This is a genomic window from Gordonia sp. C13 (assembly GCF_023218005.1).
GTDB lineage: Bacteria > Actinomycetota > Actinomycetes > Mycobacteriales > Mycobacteriaceae > Gordonia > Gordonia namibiensis.
This window is the reverse complement of record NZ_JALPSY010000003.1, coordinates 55,395-72,527: the sequence shown is the minus strand read 5'-3', so window position 1 is coordinate 72,527 and position 17,133 is coordinate 55,395. Positions and strand designations below refer to the sequence as shown.

The window sequence follows — 17,133 nt, the reverse complement described above, 5'->3', positions numbered from 1 at the left end:
GACTCAGGCTGCTCCGCCGAGAGCCTTCGACTTCAGGTGCTCGAACTCTTCGGGCGTGATGGCACCGGAGTCCAGGAGAGCCTTCGCCTCGGTGATCTGCTGGGTCGGAGAGGTTCCCGCGACCGATTTGATGTACTCGTCGGAGGCCTGCTTGGCCTCGGTGTAGGCCTCGCGCTGACGCTCGGCCATGCCCTTGCCCTTGGCCAGGAGGTACACGATGGCGGTGAGGTACGGGAAGATGATCAGGAAGACCACCCAGACGGCCTTCTGCCAGCCCGACGCCTTCTTGTCACGGAACAGGTCGGTGATGATGTGCCACAGGACGATCAGGTACGCCACGAATGCGAAGATGACGATGGTGTACCAGATGAAATCCCAGAATGAGTCCCACATGAAGGTCTCCTCTTTCTAGAAGAAAAGGACCACTTCACAATGGTCCCCTGACGGATAGAAGCATGGCACAGCAATACCCTCGGTACTGCTCTGTCAGGCCAAAGTGGCCGTGAGAACTATCAGCACGACGTAGCGGCACACCATTTGCCGCATATGAGAATGTGTCCCATAACCGGTTCCGGCTCGCAACAGAACCGGAAGAACAGAGAGACGCAATGGAATCACATACGGCCGGCCACGAACTCGAATTGGGCTTGGACACCTTCGGTGACATCACCGCCGCCCCCGACGGCACCCCGCTCTCCGACGCGCAGACACTGCGCGATGTGCTCGACCAGGCGATCCTGGCCGACGAGGTCGGCGTCGACTTCCTCGGTGTCGGCGAACATCACCGCGCCGACTACTCGGTGTCCGCACCCGAGGTCGTCCTCGGCGCCGTCGCCGCACGCACGAGTCGGATGCGCTTGGGTTCGGCCGTCACGGTCCTGAGCTCCGACGACCCGATCCGTGTGTTCCAGCGGTTCTCGACCGTCGACGCGCTCTCCTCGGGCCGCGCCGAGGTGATCCTCGGCCGCGGCTCGTTCACCGAGTCGTTCCCCCTCTTCGACTACGACCTCGCCGACTACGAAGAGCTGTTCGCCGACAAGCTCGCACTCTTCGCCGAACTGCGTACCGGCAAGCCGGTCGACTGGTCGGGCTCGACACGCGGCCCGTTGCGCGCTCAGCCCGTGTTCCCGCAGCTCGAGAACCCTCCGTTACCCACGTGGATCGCCGTGGGCGGCAGCCCCGAATCCGTGGTGCGCGCAGCGTCGTACGGACTCCCGCTGATGCTGGCCATCATCGGCGGCGACCCCCTCCGCTTCCGCCCCTACGTCGACCTCTATCACCGCGCTCTCACCGACCTGGAGAAGGACCACCTGCCGGTCGGCGTCCACTGCCCGGGCCACATCGCCGACACCGACGAGCAGGCACGCGAGGAGTTGTGGCCGCACTACCGAGGCTATGTGGCACGGATCGGGCGCGAACGAGGGTGGCCACCGCCCAGCCGCTTCGACTTCGAGCGGTCCACCGGGCCCGACGGCGCGCTGTTCGTCGGATCGCCGGAGACCGTAGCCCGCAAGATCGTCTCGACGGCGAAGGGTCTCGACCTGAGTCGCTTCGACATGAAGTACTCCCACGGCACCCTGGGGCACGCGCAGCTGATGCGCAGCGTCGAGCTCTACGGTACGAAGGTCATCCCGCGGGTGCGGGAGCTCCTCGCCGAGGGGTGAGCGGCCTCAGCGCCGGCTGAGCGTGAGCGCGAAATCCCCGGCGGGGTCGGTCCACACGGTGACCACCCGCAGTCCGGCGGATTCGAGTTCGTCGCGCAGCGCATCGGGCTCGAACTTGGTGCTGATCTCGGTGTGGATCTCGGTACCGGCGGGAAGCCGCCACGCCCGGCCCAGGACCTCGAAGTACGCGTCGATGTCCCGGCGGGCACGGAGCCACATCTCGATGCGGTGTTCGCCCGGGTTCCACCGCGCGATGTGTTCGAAGTCGTCGGCGTACAGGCCGCGGGCGTCGAGCCCGGTCCGCAGCACCTCTATGAGGTTGCGGTTGAAATCGGCTGTCACACCGGCCTTGTCGTCGTAGGCGGCGACGAGTCGGCCGGTGTCCTTGACGAGGTCGGTGCCGAGCAGGAAGAAGTCGCCGGGCGAGAGCGCTTTCGCCAGTCCCTGGTAGAACGCCCGCCGCGCGTCGGGGTCGAAGTTCCCGATGGTGCCGCCGAGGAACACGGCGAGGCGAGGGCCGTCGGCGTCGGGCAGACGTAGATCGGGTTCGGTGAAGTCCGCGACCACCGGGACGACGTCGATGCCCGGGTAGTCGGCGGACAACACATCGGCCGTGATCGTGAGCATCTCGGTGCTGACATCGACCGGCACGTAGGTGAACCGCTCGGCGTCGGGTGTGGCGGCGCTGAAGGCGTCGAGCAACAACCGGGTCTTGGTAGAGGTGCCCGAACCCAGTTCGACCATCACCTGGGCCTGTGTGGCAGCGGCGATCTCGGCCGAACGCGTGCGCAGGATCGCGGTCTCCCGGCGCGTCGGGTAGTACTCGGGCAGCCGGGTGATCTCGTCGAAGAGCTTGCTCCCGCGCTCGTCGTAGAGCCACTTGGTGGGCAGCGTCGGCGGGTCCTGCCACAACCCGGAAAGCGCGTCCGCGGCAAGAGTCATCGGGCGAGCCGCAGTCCCGAGAACACCCACCGCGACGCGGCGGGGAAGAAGTTGCGATAGGTGATCCGCTCGTGGCCGACCGGAGTCACCGCGCTCGCACCGCGCAACACGTGCTGGTCGGACATGAACTTGCCGTTGTATTCGCCCACCGCCCCGTTCGCCGGGACGAATCCCGGGTAGGGCAGATACGCACTGGCCGTCCACTCCCAGACGTCACCGACCATCGCCGAACCGGCTCGGCCCGGATGGCAGCGGTCGGGGTCGAGAAGCTGTCCACGCGCGTCGCCGAGTGTTCCCGCGGCGACCTCCCACTCGAACTCGGTGGGGAGGCGTGCGCCGGCCCAACGTGCGTAGGCGTCGGCCTCGTAGAACGACACGTGGGTCACCGGCTCATCGGGCACGACGGGCCGGCGTCCGGACAGCGTGAAGGTCGTCCACCCGCCGTCCTCTTCGCGCCAGTAACCCGGTGCACGCCAGTCTCTTCCGTTGACCGTGGCCCATCCGTCGGAGAGCCAGAATTCGTGACGTCGGTATCCGTCGTCGGCCATGAACTCCAGCCAGTCGGCGTTGGTGACGAGGCGATCGGACACCGCGAAGTCCTCGAGATAGACACGGTGCCGTGGCCCCTCGTTGTCGTAGGCGAATCCACTTCCGACAGCACCGATCTCGTGGACACCACCGGTGAACTCGCGCCATCGGATCGGCGCGACCTCCCCGGGCGCGTCCGGTTCGCGGTCGACGTAGACCGGCCCGAACGCGTGCGTCGAGAACAGGTGCTTGATGTCCATGAGCAGCAGTTCCTGGTGCTGCTGTTCGTGATTGCAGCCGAGTTCGACGAGGCCGAGCGCGGCGTCGTCGAGTCGGCCGGACTCGAGGGCCGCGACCATCGCCGCGTCGACGTGTTCGCGATACCGCGTCACGTCGCGCACGCCCGGCCGGGTCACGAGACCGCGATCGGGACGCGGGTGTCGTTCTCCCACGGTCTCGTAATAGCTGTTGAACAGGTAGCGGAACGTCTCGTCGTAGACCACGTAGTCCGGGTTCCGGCGGAGGATGAACTCCTCGAAGAACCAGGTGACATGCGCCCGATGCCATTTCGCGGGACTCGCCTCGGTCATCGACTGCGGCGTCTGGTCCTCCGGCGAGAGTCGATCGGCGAGCGCGTCTGTCTGCGACCGCACATCGAGGAAGCGACGGACGGTGTCGGAACCGCCCGCGACCACTCCCGGGCGCTCGGCATCCGGGGCACCCGCATCTGATCGCGAGTCTGGGCGGACAGTGGGTTCGGTGATGCTCACTGGAAAGCCTCCCGTGGCAAACGAAGGAGTGTGCGGCGGCGTCTTCGGCGGATCTCCGCATCCATCGTCACGACGGTTTCCGTCGCTGTCAACGATGGTCAGCCTTGCATCCGACCCCCGGACGATCCGATCGTCAACCGAGGGTTGACGACAGAGTTCCCGTCAACCTACGGTTGACGCATGGCAAAGAACTCCGTTCCCGTCCGTCTCGACGACCTGATCGCTGCGATCCGCAAGGTGCACGACGACCCACTCGACCAACTGTCCGACGCAGTCCTCGCCGCCGCCCACCTCGACGAGGTCGCCGACAGCCTGATCGGCCACTTCGTCGACCAGGCCCGCCGATCCGGCGCGTCGTGGACGGCGATCGGAACCAGCATGGGGGTCAGCAAACAGGCAGCTCAGAAGCGGTTCGTCGACCGGGTGTCGGCCGCAGGCGATGCCGCGGGCGGACCGGCCGACGAGTCGAACCCGTTCTCGCGGTTCACGCCCCGCGCAGCGAACGTCCTGATGGCCGCCAACGCTGCGGCGGCCGCGGATCGGGCCGAATTCGTGACACCCGGGCACGTGGCCGCGGCGATGACGGACGATCCACAGGCCCTGGTCTTCGTGGTGCTGCGGGAGTTCGGGGTCGACGCCGAGGCGTTCGCACAGGCCGTGACACCGCTCGTCCCGGCGTCGCGGGACGTCCCGGAATCAGAGGCGTCGACCGTTGTGCCCTACGACGACGCGGCCAAGGCGGTCCTTGAGGCAACCGTCGGCATCGCCGTCGATCTCGGACACAACTACGTCGGCACCGAACACCTGCTGCTCGGACTGTTCGCCGACAACTCGGTGGCCGAGGCACTCACGGGCCTGGGGCTCGACAAGACCGCGATCCGCGACAAGATCGTCGACACTCTCGCGCAGTTCGCCCCGCCGGCCGAGTAGACCCGAGGGGCCACCCGAGGCCCCCAACCCGCCGGCCGAGTAGGCCCGAGGGGCCACCCGAGGCCCCCAACCCGCCGGCCGAGTAGGCCCGAGGGGCCACCCGAGGGCCGTATCGAGGTCCCCCCTACTCCTGATCGGAGATGTAGTGCACCGCGGCCTCTTCGGCCGAGGCGCCCGCGCCGTCGATGCCCGCGTCGGCAGCGATGACCTCGGATTCGGTGTCGATACCCGAGCCCTCGTCCGGCGCGATCAGCCGACCGGCCCGTCGGTCACCGACCTCGTCGTCCTCGTCGAACTCGTCGCTCCGGTCGGAATCGTGTGCGCGCCAGTCTTTCTTGGCATGCTCGTCGGCGGTGATCTCGTCGAGCGGATCGACCGCACCCACATCGGGCTCCTCCTCGGCCAGTCGCTCGTCGAGGCTCTCGCCCTCGCGTTGCTCCTGGGCGGTCAACCCGTGGACAGCGCCCTTGGGCCGGTAGTCGGGCGGTGAATAACCTTCGTCGAGGACGTCGTCGACTCCGCGGTCGACCAGGGTGTCCTCCGGCTGGAGCTGATCGTCCTCGTCGAGGCTGTATTCGCCGTCGGAGCCTTCGGGGGTGCTGCCGATGTCGTCCTTCATCCTTGCCACGATGCCAGCCTGTCGAGGCCTGTGCCAGGAATCGGCACGGGTTGTCCCAGTTCGGTCAATACGCCGGTGGCCGCCCGCGAAATCGACCAGAATGACGAAGATGATCGAGGAATTGCAGGTCGAGGCCGAAGCTCTCCTCTCCGCGGGCGAATACGAGCATGCGCTCGCCGCATTCTCCGTCCTCCGCGAGGTCAGGGCACGACGCGAGGGACCATACTCGACGAAGTATCTGTCCAATCTGCACGACTGCGTCCGGTGCATGTCTCACCTGCAGTTGTGGACCGACGCCAACTACCTCTGCAGCGAGCTGCACGGCAAGTACGTGCGCACCCACGGTCGCGGGGAGGCCGACACCGTCGACGTCGCCAAGCACTGGGCCTGGGCGCTCGTGAACCTGCACGACTATCCGCCGGCCGTCCGCCTCTACCTGATGACCGCCGACGCCTGCTGGGACATCGATCCCGGTCAGGCACAGCGCCTTCTCGGTGCCGCGGTGATCCACCGGCACGACACCGATCCCCTGGAGATCCTCACCCCTGGTGAGATCGACGGAGTGGGCCTGCACCATGCCGACGAGGAACGCACCGTGATCGCGCGCCTGGTGGCCCAGCTCGCCGACAACGACACCGCATCGCAGAATTCGGCCACCATCGACGGCCTGGCGTTCGCCTGACAACCCCGCCCGACCGAGCCCTCGCCGCTCCGACGGGAATCGCCACCTCCACGCCGGCTGCGTCGGCGGAACCGGCGCCGCCGTGCGGAGGTGGCGACCCTGCTCGTCTCGAGCTTCGCCTACCGCCGAGCCTCAGACCACGTCGGTTCGACGCCGCCGTCGCATGATGTAGCTGTCCGCGGCCACACGTCCCGCCGAGGTGAAGCCGACCGCCAGGAGACCGGCGATCAGTGCCAGCGGCCATTCGTATCCGCTGTCGGCGTTCCAGAATCCCGCATCCCAGTGCACGAACACGATCGCGCCGATCATGTCCGCGATCAGCAACGTGGCCACGATGGGCAGCAACAGGCCCAGGATCAGCAGGATGCCGCCGACCAGTTCCACCCAGGTCGCGTAGTACGCGGCGAGATCGGGGTACGGCACGTCCATGCCGGCCGGACCGAAGGCCACCTTCGTGGCGTCCATCCCCTGCGTCACCAGCTTCTGCCAGCCGTGGGCGATGAAGATGATGCCGAGTATCAGTCGCGCGAGAAACTGCGCGACACTGCCGAATCCGCTCATAACCCTGCTCCTCGCATCGTCGGGCGGGCCCGGATCCCCGCCGCCAGGTACTCTCACAGTGTCCGCGACGACATCACCTCGTCGCGGGTGTTACGCCGAAATCGAGTCATCAAACGCAACCGCGTCGTGACCCAAAACGCACCGTACCGGCAACCCGGGGGCCACGGCACCCGACCGCCGGCGAACATGCCATACGGCAGAACGGAGTAGGAGTCGAGAGTGCCGGGAAAGTCTGGCCTGGGGTCGCGAGGGAACACCGGGCAGCCCGTCCTGGGCGCGCCGTCGGACGTCCTCGATCCGTACCTGCCGGACAACGGCAATCTCGGCTTCCGGATCTCCCGCTACGACCTCGAACTCGAGTACAAGGTCGCGAGCAATCGCCTCGACGGCACCGCTGTCCTGACCGCGACGTCGTTGCGGGAACTCAAGCGCTTCACCCTCGATCTCGCGGGCTCGATGTCCGTGCAGCGGGTCTCGGTCAACGCCAAGCGTGCCCGCTACAGCCATCGCCGCAACAAACTCACCATCACGCCGGACACCCCGGTGCCGCCGGGCGGCGCGATGACGATCACCGTCCGCTATCACGGCAGCCCCCGTCCCATCCGAGGCCCATGGGGTGAGGTGGGCTGGGAAGAACTGACCGACGGCTCACTGTGCGCCAACCAGCCCAACGGGGCGGCGTCGTGGTTCCCGTGCGACGACCATCCGAGTGCCAAAGCGCCGTACCGGATCTCGATCACCACCGACAGCCCCTACCACGCGCTCGCCAACGGCGTGCTGGAGTCCAAGAGGGCCCGCGCCGCGCAAACCACCTGGGTCTATGAGCAGGTGGAGCCGATGCCCACCTACCTGGCGTCGATCCAGATCGGTCAGTACAAGCAGATCTCGTTGGCCGACAAGCCCTTTCCGGTGACGGGGCTCATCCCGTCCCGCCTCGAAGAGAACTTCGGGATCGATTTCGGCCCGCAGATGGACATGATCTCGGCGTTCATCGAGATGTTCGGGCCCTATCCTTTCCCGCAGTACACCGTCGTCGTCACCGACGACGAACTCGAAATCCCCATCGAGGCACAGAGTTTCTCGACCTTCGGCGCCAATCACTGCGACGGCAGCCGCGACGCCGACCGCCTCATCGCCCACGAGTTGGCCCATCAGTGGTTCGGCAACTCGGTGACCGCCTCACGCTGGCGCGACATCTGGCTGCACGAGGGATTCGCCTGCTACGCCGAGTGGTTGTGGAGCCAGCGGTCCGGCGGCCGAAGCGCCGACGAGTGGGCCCGCCACTACTACGAGAAGCTCGACGCCGAGCCGGTGAAGGTGCCCCTCGCCGATCCCACCCCGCGCAAGATGTTCGACGACTGGGTCTACAAGCGCGGCGCACTGACGCTGCACGCCCTGCGCCTGCGGATCGGTGACGGTGACTTCTTCGCACTGCTGCGACGGTGGACCGAGAAGTACCGCTACGGGTCGGTGACCACCGAGGACTTCATGTCGCTCGCCGCCAACCACTCGTCGAAGCCGCTCAAGGACCTGTGGGACGCCTGGCTGTTCACCCCCGAGCTGCCGCCGTTCCCCACCCCGTCCTGAGGCATCCCGTGACGACGGACAGGCCGGCACCGACGCCGGACACCCCTTCCGGTGCGGCCGGGGGAACCGACACCGACGCGCGGTCCCTGGGACGCGTCACGATCGCGACGCTCATCGCCGCCGCATCGGGCTATCTGGTGCTGCTGCTGGCCGCACGACATCTCGGCGCGATCGGATACGGCGTCTTCGCGGTGTTCTGGGCGGCCTACGGCCTCGTCACCGGTGCACAGAACGGTCAGCTGCAGGAGACGACGCGTGCCGTGCGCGCGGCCTCCGACGGCACCGTCCGGTCGCGACCGATACTCGTGAACGTCGGGATCGGGGTTGGTCTGGCCACTCTCGTGGCCGCGACCTCGCCGCTGTGGAGCGGTGAGGTCTTCACCGACGAGCGTTGGCTGTCGGTGGCCCTGCTGTCGGCCGGGGTGGCGAGCTTCGCGGTGTATGCGCACCTGTGCGGCGCGCTGTCCGGGATGCTGAGCTGGTCGTCGTTCGCGGTGTTGCTGTCGGTCGACGCGCTGATCCGTCTGGCCGGTGCCGTCATCGCGGTGGCCGCCGGCTGGGGCACCACGGCCTTCCTGGTCATCACCGTCATCGGTTCCGTGTCGTGGTGTCTGCTGCTGCTCGGTTCGTCGGCGGCCCGGCGTGCGGTCGGGGTCGGTGGCGACGTGCCACCGCGCCGTCTCACTGCCAACACCCTGACCGCGATGGCCGCGGCCGCGGCGAGTGCCGTCCTCGTGATGGGCTTCCCGGTGCTCATCAATCTGACCGCCAACCTGCGCGGCACCCCCGACGCCGATGAGGCGCGGGTCATCGGCGCACTGATCTTGGCGGTGACACTCACCCGCGCGCCGCTGCTGGTGCCGCTCAACAGCTTCCAGGGCGTGCTGATCTCACGGTTCGTCGACCGACGGGACCGTCGGACCGCCGCGCTGATAGCTCCGCTGGGCATCGTCGGCGTGATCGGCGGGGTCGGGATCGTGGCCGCGTGGGCCGTCGGGCCGTGGCTGTTGCGATCGATCTTCGGCGCCGACTTCGACCTCGACGGCTACGTCGTTGCCCTCCTCACCGCCGGTGCCACGTGCCTGGCCCTGCTGACCGTCACCGGCGCCGCCGCGATCGCCGCGGGCGCCCACCGTTGGTACGCGGCCGGATGGTGGGTCGCCACGCTCGTCGCCGTCGGCATGCTGCTGATCCCGGCCGACGTCGAGGTCCGCACCTGCGTCGCCCTCGTCGTCGGTCCTCTCGTCGGCCTCGGCGTGCACGTGGTCGGGGTGCTGCGGCGACCGGCGGCCTGAGAGCTACGCAAGCGACGCGCCACCCCGCCCTCCGAGACCCGAGGAGCCACCCTCGTCCTCCGAAATCCGAGGAGCCACCCCTCGCTGTCTGAGGTGCGAGGAGCGCAAGCGACGAGCCTCGAAGACCTGGTGAGACGGCGTCGGGAGCCCTTCGAGGCTCGCTGCGCTCGCACCTCAGGGAGCAGTGGGCCGCTGCGCTCGCACCTCAGGGAGCCACGGGGCACAAGCTCTATCCGCGGCTGAACCGGCCGACCTGCGCACCCACCCGCGCCTGCAAATGATTCAACCGCGACGTCGCATGCAGCCGGGCCGCCCGCGCCGCCTTGGGCCAGCCGCGTTCGGCGCACCGCTGCGCCTCCTCCGCGAAGAAACGGTTCTCCTCGTCGAAGCGCCGTCCGTCGACGGCCTGCACCGAGCTCACCGATGCGCTGTGGCGGCGGTAGGAGAAGACGACCTCGGGGTCGTAGACGAGTGAGCCGTCAGCGGCGGCGAGGTCGATGAGGAGCGCGAGGTCGAGGACGATCTCCAGCCCCGGCCGGAAACCCACTTCGCGTACCGGGGCGGTCCGCCACAGCAACGACGGGAAGTAGGTCCAGTTGCCGTGATAGAGGCTGGTGGCAAGGCGTTCGCCGGACAGCACGGTCGCGCGGGAGGGGGCCAGCACGTTCTTCATGCGGTCCCCCAGGGGGCGCACCGTCCGGCCGTTCTCGTCGATGACGTCGACGCCGGGCGCGATGACCGAGGCCTCCGGGTGGTGCTCGGTCAGGGTGCGGACCGTAGCCAGGTAGTCGGCGTGCATCACGTCGTCGCAACCCATGACGACGAACCAGTCGGCGGTCACGAGGTCGACGCACCTGCGGAAGTTGCCGTTGACGCCGAGGTTGGTCTTGTTGCGCACGTAGCGGACGCGCGCGTCGTTCAGCGAGGTGAGCCATTCGCGGGGTGTGGGGTCGGGATAGCAGTCGTCGACCACCACGAGCCGCAGATCCGGGTCACTCTGGTCGAGGACACTGGTCACCGCCTCGCGGAACTGCGCGACGTCGCCGTAGAAGGGCATCATCACGTCGATCGGCACCCGACAAGACTAGCCGGGCGTGCCGGGCGCTGAGCGCCGCGACCGGCCGGGATAGGGTTGTTCACCATGGCCGAACCCATCACCAATGCCGACGTGTGGCTGGTGGTACCCGTCTTCAACGAGGGTCAGGTGATCCGGGAGGTCGCGGCCAAGGCACGCGAGACCTTCCCCAACATCGTCTGTGTCGACGACGGTTCGTCGGACAACTCTGCCGAGGAGATCAAGGCGGCCGGGGTCCACCTGGTGCGTCATCCGGTGAACCTCGGGCAGGGCGCCGCGATCCAGACCGGCGTCGAATACGCGCGCAAGCAGCCCGGCGCACGCTTCTTCGTCACCTTCGACGCCGACGGCCAGCATCAGGTCGACGACGTGTCGGCGATGGTCGCCCGCCTGCGCACCGAACCGGTCGACATCATCGTCGGCACCCGCTTCGCCGAGGGACGCAGCGAGTCGGTCCCGCTGCTGCGTCGGATGGCGTTGCGCACCATCGTCTTCCTGAGCCCGCGCACTCGACGGCTCGGATTGTCCGACGCGCACAACGGACTTCGCGTCTTCAACAAGAAGGTCGCCGACGACCTGGACCTCCTGATGAGCGGCATGAGCCATGCGTCGGAGTTCATCGCGCTCATCGACCACCACAACTGGCGGGTCGCCGAGCAACCGGTGACGATCCTCTACACCGAATACTCGCGCGCGAAGGGACAGTCGCTGATCAACGGGGTCAACATCGTCGCCGACGGCCTGTTCCACACCCGGATGAGGAAGTGAGGACTCCATGATCTGGTTCCAGATCCTCGCGATCATCGGACTGCTCGCGCTCGTCGGGTTCTTCGTCGTCAACCGTGGCACGGCTCGCTCGTCGGCCGGGGTGAAGATCCTGTTCGTCGCGTTCGTGGGCTTCGGCCTCTACGCGATGCTGCGTCAGGACGACGTCACCTGGGTGGCCAACAAGATCGGCATCCAGCGCGGCCTCGACCTCGTGCTGTTCCTGTTGGTCATCGCGTTCGCGTTCACCACGGTCTCGACGTACCTCCGGTTCCGCGACCTCGAGGTGAAGTACGCCCGCCTCGCCCGCGCCATCGCGTTGCAGAACGCCGAGAAGCCGGAGAACCGCCCCCCTGCTGCCTGAGGTGCGAGGAGCGCAAGCGACGCTACCCCCCTGCTGCCTGAGACGTGAGGAGCGCAAGCGACGCTACCCACTGCTGCCTGAGGTGTGAGGAGCGCAAGCGACGCTACCCCCTGCTGCCTGAGGTGTGAGGAGCGCAAGCGACGCTACCCCCCTGCTGCCTGAGGTGTGAGGAGCGCAAGCGACGCTACCCCCCTGCTGCCTGAGGCGTGAGGAGCGCAAGCGACGAGCCACGAAGGCCTGGTGAGGCGGCATCGGCAGCCTTTTGCTGCGCTCGCACCTCAGAAAGCGGGGATCACTCCGCGGCGAGCCCCTGCAGGAACGACATCACGTCGTCGTAGTCCGGCAGCAGCCCGGACTCGCGCGCCTCGGTGAGACCGGGTGCGGCGGTGTCCTTCTCGGACAGTTCGTATTCCAGCGGCGATCCGTCGCGGGCCTGCGTCGGCCATTCGATGCCGAGCTCGGGGTCGAGCGGGTTGATGCCGTGCTCACCCGACGGGTTGTAACCGGTGGAGCAGAGGTAGGTGACGGTCGAGTTGTCGGCCAGGGCGCAGAAGGCGTGGCCGAGCCCCTCCGACAGGTAGACCGCACGTCGGTCGACATCGTCGAGCAGGACGGTGTCGTAGGTGCCGAAGGTCGGGGAACCGACGCGGATGTCGACGATGACGTCGAGGATCGCCCCCGACGCGCACGTGACGTACTTCGCCTGTCCCGGAGGCACATCGGCGAAGTGCACACCGCGCAGCACACCCGCCGCGGACACCGACAAGTTGACTTGGGCGAGGTCGAAGCGATGCCCGATGACCTCGGCGAGCAGGTCACCTTTGAACGCCTCGGCGAACAGGCCGCGTGCGTCGCCGTGCTGGACCGGGGTGAGTTCCCACGCGCCGTCGATCGTGAGCGGTCGCACCTTCATGGATGAGCCTTTCGCATCGGATGTGTACTCAAAACCCCTTGCCTCGCTGAAGGAGTTCGAGCAGGTAGTCGCCGTAGCCGGACTTGCGCAGCTTCTCCGCGCGGGATCGGAGCCCGTCGTCGTCGAGAAAGCCCCGCCGCCAGGCGATCTCCTCGGGGCACGCGATCTTCAGACCTTGCCGCTGTTCGACGGTGCGCACGAAGTTGCCGGCGTCGAGGAGGCTGTCGAAGGTACCGGTGTCGAGCCAGGCGGTGCCCCGAGGAAGAACCGTCACCGACAGTTTGCCGCGTTCGAGGTAGTGGGCGTTGATGTCGGTGATCTCGTATTCGCCACGGGCGCTGGGCTTCAACCCGCGGGCGATCTCGACCACGTCATTGTCGTAGAAGTACAGTCCGGGCACCGCGAAGTTCGACTTCGGTTGCGCCGGCTTTTCTTCCAGCGAGATCGCGGTCTCGCTCGCGTCGAAGTCGACCACACCGTAGGCCTCCGGATTCGACACCCAGTACGCGAACACCGCACCACCGTCGACGTTCTCGAAGCCCTGCAGCTGGCTGCCGAGGCCGGGTCCGTAGAAGATGTTGTCGCCCAGGACGAGTGCGACCGATTCGTCGCCGATGTGGTCGGCGCCGAGGGTGAAGGCCTGGGCGAGGCCGTCGGGTGAGGGCTGGGTCTTGTAGGTGAGGTTGATGCCGAACTGGTCACCGTTGCCGAGCAATCCCTGGAAGGCCGGGGCGTCGTGCGGGGTGGTGATGATGAGGATGTCGCGGATGCCGGCGAGCATCAGCGTGGAGAGCGGGTAGTAGATCATCGGCTTGTCGTAGACCGGGACGAGCTGCTTGCTCACACCCTGCGTGATCGGGTGCAGGCGCGTGCCCGTGCCACCGGCCAGAATGATCCCTCGCATGCGCCTCAGCCTAGTGCCCGACGATCCAGCTCACCGAGTCCACACCAGCCGCCTCGGTAGAGTGACGTCCACGAATGCCTCAGGCGGAAGGAACGACGTGCGTGTTCTCGTGACCGGTGGTGCCGGTTTCATCGGCGCCAACTTCGTGCTGCGCACCCTGGCCACCCGCCCTGACGTGACGATCCGGGTGCTGGACAAACTCACCTACGCCGCAAACCCCGAGACCCTGGCTCCGGTCGCGGACCGTGTCGAGCTGATCGAAGGCGACATCGCCGACGCCGCGCTCGTCCACAAGCTGGTCGGCGAGAGCGATCAGGTGGTGCATTTCGCCGCCGAATCCCACAACGACAACTCGCTGGCGGACCCGTCGGCGTTCGTGCAGACCAACCTGGTGGGCACCTACACGCTGCTCGAGGCCGTGCGCGCTCATCAGGTGCGCTACCACCACATCAGCACCGACGAGGTCTACGGCGACCTCGACCTCGACGACCCCGCCCGCTTCACCGAGCACACCGCCTACAACCCGTCGAGCCCCTACTCCTCGACCAAAGCCGGCTCCGACCTGCTCGTCCGCGCCTGGGTGCGGTCCTTCGGCGTCGCCGCGACGATCTCGAACTGCTCGAACAACTACGGCCCGTACCAGCACATCGAGAAGTTCATCCCCCGCCAGATCACCAACGTCCTCTCCGGAGTACGCCCCAAGCTCTACGGCGACGGCCGCAACGTGCGCGACTGGATCCACGTCGACGACCACAACGACGCGGTGTGGACCATCATCGACAAAGGCCAGATCGGCGAAACCTATCTGATCGGCGCCGACGGCGAGGTCGACAACCGCACCGTCGTCGAAACCATCCTCGAACTCCAAGGTCAGCCCAAAGACGCGTTCGACTTCGTCACCGACCGACCCGGCCACGACCGCCGCTACGCCATCGACTCCACGCGCCTGCGCACCGAACTCGGCTGGACCCCGCAGTACGTCGACTTCCGCGCCGGCCTGGCCGCGACCATCGCCTGGTACCGGGACAACGCCGCCTGGTGGCAGCCCGCCAAAGACGCCGTCGAACAGAAGTACGCCGTCACCGAGAAAGTGGTCAGGTAGCGGGTTCGCCGACCTGGGCACCCAGCTCCGCACGCACCTTCTGGACACTCCCGGCGAAATCCGAGTCCGGGTCGTCGGCGATCCATCGGGCAAAGCTGATCTTGAACACCGCGACACCCGCCTCTGCAGAAACGGTCGCGGTGAGTTCGGGGACGCCGCGCGCGCGTAGAGCGTCCGCGATGGCGGCGGCCAGGCGATTCAGTTTCAACAGCTCCCGCTCGAGAAGACCGGGGTTCGCCGAGATCACCGCGTCTCGGCGACGTGCATGGACGCGGTCGAACAAGACGCCGGCGTCGCCGATCGCGGCACAGACGGCGTCGAGTGGCGCGACGTCGACCGGTGCGGCCTCGATCGCGGCGATCACCTGGGTCTGAAGCGCGGTCGGACCTCGAGACAGGAGGCCTCACCATGCGTGTTTTCGTCACCGGCGCATCCGGTTGGATCGGATCAGCGGTTGTCCCCGAATTGCTCGACGCCGGTCACGAGGTGGTCGCCCTCGCCCGTTCGCGTGAAGCCGCCGCGGCCCTCCACGACAAGGGTGTCGAGGTGCACCGCGGCGACCTCGACGATCTGGAGAGTCTGCGAAAGGGAGCCGACGCCGCCCACGGCGTCGTCCACCTCGCTTTCAAGCACGACTTCTCCGACTACGCCGGCGCCGGTCGCACCGAGCGGTCGGTCCTGGAGACGCTGTGCGAGACGATGGCCGGTTCCGACCGTCCCCTGCTGTTCGCCTCGGGTGTCGCCGGCATCCGACCGGGACATGTCGTGACGGAAAACGACTCCCACTCGATGCGTGGTCCCGATGCGCCCCGCGGCGGTGGCGAAGAACTCGCCTTCGGTTACACCGAGAAAGGTGTTCGCCCCGTTGCCCTGCGGTTCTCCACCACCGTGCACGGAGTCGGGGACCACGGATTCATCTCTACGATCATCGATGCGGCTCGGGAGACCGGGGTGTCCGGGTACGTGGGCGACGGCTCCAACAGATGGCCTGCTGTGCATGTTCGGGACGCCGCGCGGATGACCCGGCTGGCACTCGAGAAGGCGCCACCCGGATCGGTGATGCACGCTGTCGGCGAGGAAGGGATCGCCACCCGTGAGATCGCCGAGGTGATCGGTCACGAGCTCGATATCCCGAGCCGCTCGGTCGACCCAGATGAGGCACTGTCGCACTTCGGCTGGGTGGGTTCGTTCTTCGCTCTCGACACACCGGCCTCGAGCTCCCTCACCCAGCAGTCACTCAACTGGACGCCCGTCGAGCCCGGCCTGATCGAGGATCTGCGCGCCGGGCACTACTTCCGCCGATAGTCAGTCGGACCTCCCAACCAGCACAGGACCCCATGGCTACCGATCTCCTGCTGCCAAGCGGGGCACGTTTGGCGTTCTCCCAGGTCCGGCGCCTACGGTGGTCACATGCGCGTACTCGTCAGCGGCGGCGCGGGCTACATCGGCTCGCACACCGTGATCCAGCTGGTCTCCGCCGGTCATGACGTCGTCATCGTCGACGACTTCAGCAACGCCAAGCCCACCGTGGTCGGTCGACTCGAGGCTTTGAGCGGCCGTTCCATCCCGGTGCACGCCTTCGACCTCGCCGACGTCGACAAGACCGAGCACTTCTTCGCCCACGAGGACGTCGATGCGGTCATCCACTTCGCCGGGTACAAGGCGGTCGGCGAATCGGTGGCCAAGCCGCTGGACTACTACCAGAACAACCTCGGCACGACGTTCTCGCTGCTGCGGGCGATGGAACGCCACGACGTGCACACCCTGGTGTTCTCGTCGTCGGCGACCGTCTACGGAGCCGACCCCGAGCTACCGATGACCGAGGACCTCCCGACGTCGGCCACCAACCCGTACGGTTGGACGAAGGTGATGATCGAGCAGGTGCTGCGCGACGTCGCGGCCAGTTCCGACGCCTGGCGGATCGCCGCACTGCGTTACTTCAACCCGGTGGGCGCGCACCCGAGCGGTCAGATCGGTGAGGACCCGTCGGGTATCCCGAACAACCTCATGCCGTTCGTCGCGCAGGTCGCAGTGGGCCGGCGCGCGAAGCTGTCGGTTTTCGGCGACGACTACGACACCCCCGACGGCACCGGCGTCCGCGACTACATCCACGTCGACGACCTCGCCGCCGGGCACGTTGCCGCACTCGACCGCATCAGCACCGGCGACACCGGCATGTCGACGTGGAACCTCGGCACCGGGCAGGGTGTCTCGGTCCTCGAGGTCGTCCACGCCTTTGAGAAGGCCAGCGGCAAGCCGATTCCCTATGAGATCGCACCCCGTCGGCCCGGCGACATCGCCGCGTCGTACGCCGACCCCACTCGCGCGAACGCAGACCTGAACTGGCACGCCACCAAGACGATTGACGACATGTGCGTCGACACGTGGCGCTGGCAGTCGGAGAACCCGACCGGTTACCCCGACGCCTGAAC

The 17,133-nt window shown here is 67.3% G+C and carries 19 protein-coding genes; 10 read left to right on the top strand and 9 right to left on the bottom strand.

The window, feature by feature from the left end; genetic code table 11:
- Nucleotides 1-3: 3 nt before the first annotated feature.
- On the bottom strand, nucleotides 4-393 hold the full coding sequence (locus M1L58_RS04085) for an SHOCT domain-containing protein (protein WP_006866689.1): 390 nt from the start codon (nucleotides 391-393) through the stop codon (nucleotides 4-6).
- 215 nt (nucleotides 394-608) lie between these two features.
- Between M1L58_RS04085 and M1L58_RS04080 the strand changes: the two genes are divergently transcribed.
- Nucleotides 609-1,664, top strand: coding sequence for an LLM class flavin-dependent oxidoreductase (locus M1L58_RS04080; protein WP_248657919.1), 1,056 nt, complete (start codon nucleotides 609-611; stop codon nucleotides 1,662-1,664).
- A 6-nt stretch (nucleotides 1,665-1,670) separates the two neighbouring features.
- Here the strand turns inward: M1L58_RS04080 and egtD are convergent, their stop codons facing one another.
- Complete coding sequence (egtD, locus tag M1L58_RS04075) at nucleotides 1,671-2,606, bottom strand: L-histidine N(alpha)-methyltransferase (protein WP_248657918.1); 936 nt, start codon at nucleotides 2,604-2,606, stop codon at nucleotides 1,671-1,673.
- The gene (gene egtB, locus M1L58_RS04070) at nucleotides 2,603-3,904 is read right to left on the bottom strand and encodes an ergothioneine biosynthesis protein EgtB (protein WP_248657917.1); all 1,302 of its coding nucleotides are present in this window, start codon (nucleotides 3,902-3,904) and stop codon (nucleotides 2,603-2,605) included. Before egtB ends, egtD begins: the two co-directional genes overlap by 4 nt.
- A gap of 180 nt (nucleotides 3,905-4,084) precedes the next feature.
- Between egtB and M1L58_RS04065 the strand changes: the two genes are divergently transcribed.
- Nucleotides 4,085-4,834, top strand: a complete 750-nt coding sequence (locus M1L58_RS04065) for a Clp protease N-terminal domain-containing protein (protein WP_248657916.1) — start codon at nucleotides 4,085-4,087, stop codon at nucleotides 4,832-4,834.
- A gap of 124 nt (nucleotides 4,835-4,958) precedes the next feature.
- Here M1L58_RS04065 and M1L58_RS04060 read toward each other — a convergent pair whose 3' ends face one another.
- Nucleotides 4,959-5,453: a DUF5709 domain-containing protein gene (locus M1L58_RS04060; RefSeq protein WP_006866684.1), complete on the bottom strand. Its 495-nt coding sequence runs from the start codon at nucleotides 5,451-5,453 to the stop codon at nucleotides 4,959-4,961.
- A 109-nt stretch (nucleotides 5,454-5,562) separates the two neighbouring features.
- On the opposite strand from M1L58_RS04060, the gene M1L58_RS04055 reads away from it, so the two are divergent.
- Complete coding sequence (locus M1L58_RS04055) at nucleotides 5,563-6,135, top strand: hypothetical protein (protein ID WP_248658049.1); 573 nt, start codon at nucleotides 5,563-5,565, stop codon at nucleotides 6,133-6,135.
- A gap of 132 nt (nucleotides 6,136-6,267) precedes the next feature.
- On the opposite strand, the gene M1L58_RS04050 is transcribed toward M1L58_RS04055, so the two are convergent.
- On the bottom strand, nucleotides 6,268-6,696 hold the full coding sequence (locus tag M1L58_RS04050; protein WP_006866682.1) for a DoxX family protein: 429 nt from the start codon (nucleotides 6,694-6,696) through the stop codon (nucleotides 6,268-6,270).
- Nucleotides 6,697-6,915: 219 nt separating this feature from the next.
- On the opposite strand from M1L58_RS04050, the gene M1L58_RS04045 reads away from it, so the two are divergent.
- Nucleotides 6,916-8,283 carry a M1 family metallopeptidase gene (locus M1L58_RS04045; protein ID WP_248657915.1) on the top strand — a complete coding sequence of 456 codons (1,368 nt, stop codon included), beginning with the start codon at nucleotides 6,916-6,918 and terminating at the stop codon, nucleotides 8,281-8,283.
- A gap of 8 nt (nucleotides 8,284-8,291) precedes the next feature.
- Nucleotides 8,292-9,578 carry a polysaccharide biosynthesis protein gene (locus tag M1L58_RS04040; protein WP_248657914.1) on the top strand — a complete coding sequence of 429 codons (1,287 nt, stop codon included), beginning with the start codon at nucleotides 8,292-8,294 and terminating at the stop codon, nucleotides 9,576-9,578.
- A gap of 229 nt (nucleotides 9,579-9,807) precedes the next feature.
- Here the strand turns inward: M1L58_RS04040 and M1L58_RS04035 are convergent, their stop codons facing one another.
- A complete protein-coding gene (locus tag M1L58_RS04035) occupies nucleotides 9,808-10,653 on the bottom strand; it encodes a glycosyltransferase family 2 protein (RefSeq protein ID WP_248657913.1) in 846 nt (281 codons plus the stop codon).
- A 66-nt stretch (nucleotides 10,654-10,719) separates the two neighbouring features.
- On the opposite strand from M1L58_RS04035, the gene M1L58_RS04030 reads away from it, so the two are divergent.
- Both M1L58_RS04030 and M1L58_RS04025 read left to right on the top strand, forming a co-directional pair.
- A complete protein-coding gene (locus M1L58_RS04030) occupies nucleotides 10,720-11,421 on the top strand; it encodes a glycosyltransferase family 2 protein (protein WP_006866678.1) in 702 nt (233 codons plus the stop codon).
- A 7-nt stretch (nucleotides 11,422-11,428) separates the two neighbouring features.
- Entirely contained in the window at nucleotides 11,429-11,782 is a 354-nt protein-coding gene (locus tag M1L58_RS04025; protein ID WP_006866677.1) for a DUF2304 domain-containing protein, read from the top strand.
- A 292-nt stretch (nucleotides 11,783-12,074) separates the two neighbouring features.
- Here the strand turns inward: M1L58_RS04025 and M1L58_RS04020 are convergent, their stop codons facing one another.
- Together M1L58_RS04020 and rfbA are read right to left on the bottom strand one after the other, a co-directional pair.
- Nucleotides 12,075-12,695: a dTDP-4-dehydrorhamnose 3,5-epimerase family protein gene (locus tag M1L58_RS04020; RefSeq protein ID WP_248657912.1), complete on the bottom strand. Its 621-nt coding sequence runs from the start codon at nucleotides 12,693-12,695 to the stop codon at nucleotides 12,075-12,077.
- 28 nt (nucleotides 12,696-12,723) lie between these two features.
- Nucleotides 12,724-13,599 (bottom strand): glucose-1-phosphate thymidylyltransferase RfbA, encoded by an 876-nt coding sequence (rfbA, locus tag M1L58_RS04015; protein WP_248657911.1) that lies wholly within the window; start codon nucleotides 13,597-13,599, stop codon nucleotides 12,724-12,726.
- Between the two features lie 97 nt (nucleotides 13,600-13,696).
- Between rfbA and rfbB the strand changes: the two genes are divergently transcribed.
- Nucleotides 13,697-14,701: a dTDP-glucose 4,6-dehydratase gene (gene rfbB, locus M1L58_RS04010; RefSeq protein WP_248657910.1), complete on the top strand. Its 1,005-nt coding sequence runs from the start codon at nucleotides 13,697-13,699 to the stop codon at nucleotides 14,699-14,701.
- On the opposite strand, the gene M1L58_RS04005 is transcribed toward rfbB, so the two are convergent.
- Nucleotides 14,694-15,065, bottom strand: coding sequence for a hypothetical protein (locus tag M1L58_RS04005; RefSeq protein WP_248657909.1), 372 nt, complete (start codon nucleotides 15,063-15,065; stop codon nucleotides 14,694-14,696). The two genes, rfbB and M1L58_RS04005, sit on opposite strands and share 8 nt — an antisense overlap.
- Nucleotides 15,066-15,109: 44 nt before the next feature.
- Between M1L58_RS04005 and M1L58_RS04000 the strand changes: the two genes are divergently transcribed.
- The gene (locus M1L58_RS04000; RefSeq protein ID WP_248657908.1) at nucleotides 15,110-16,006 is read left to right on the top strand and encodes an SDR family oxidoreductase; all 897 of its coding nucleotides are present in this window, start codon (nucleotides 15,110-15,112) and stop codon (nucleotides 16,004-16,006) included.
- Nucleotides 16,007-16,111: 105 nt separating this feature from the next.
- Complete coding sequence (gene galE, locus M1L58_RS03995; protein WP_006866671.1) at nucleotides 16,112-17,131, top strand: UDP-glucose 4-epimerase GalE; 1,020 nt, start codon at nucleotides 16,112-16,114, stop codon at nucleotides 17,129-17,131.
- Nucleotides 17,132-17,133 lie beyond the last annotated feature (2 nt).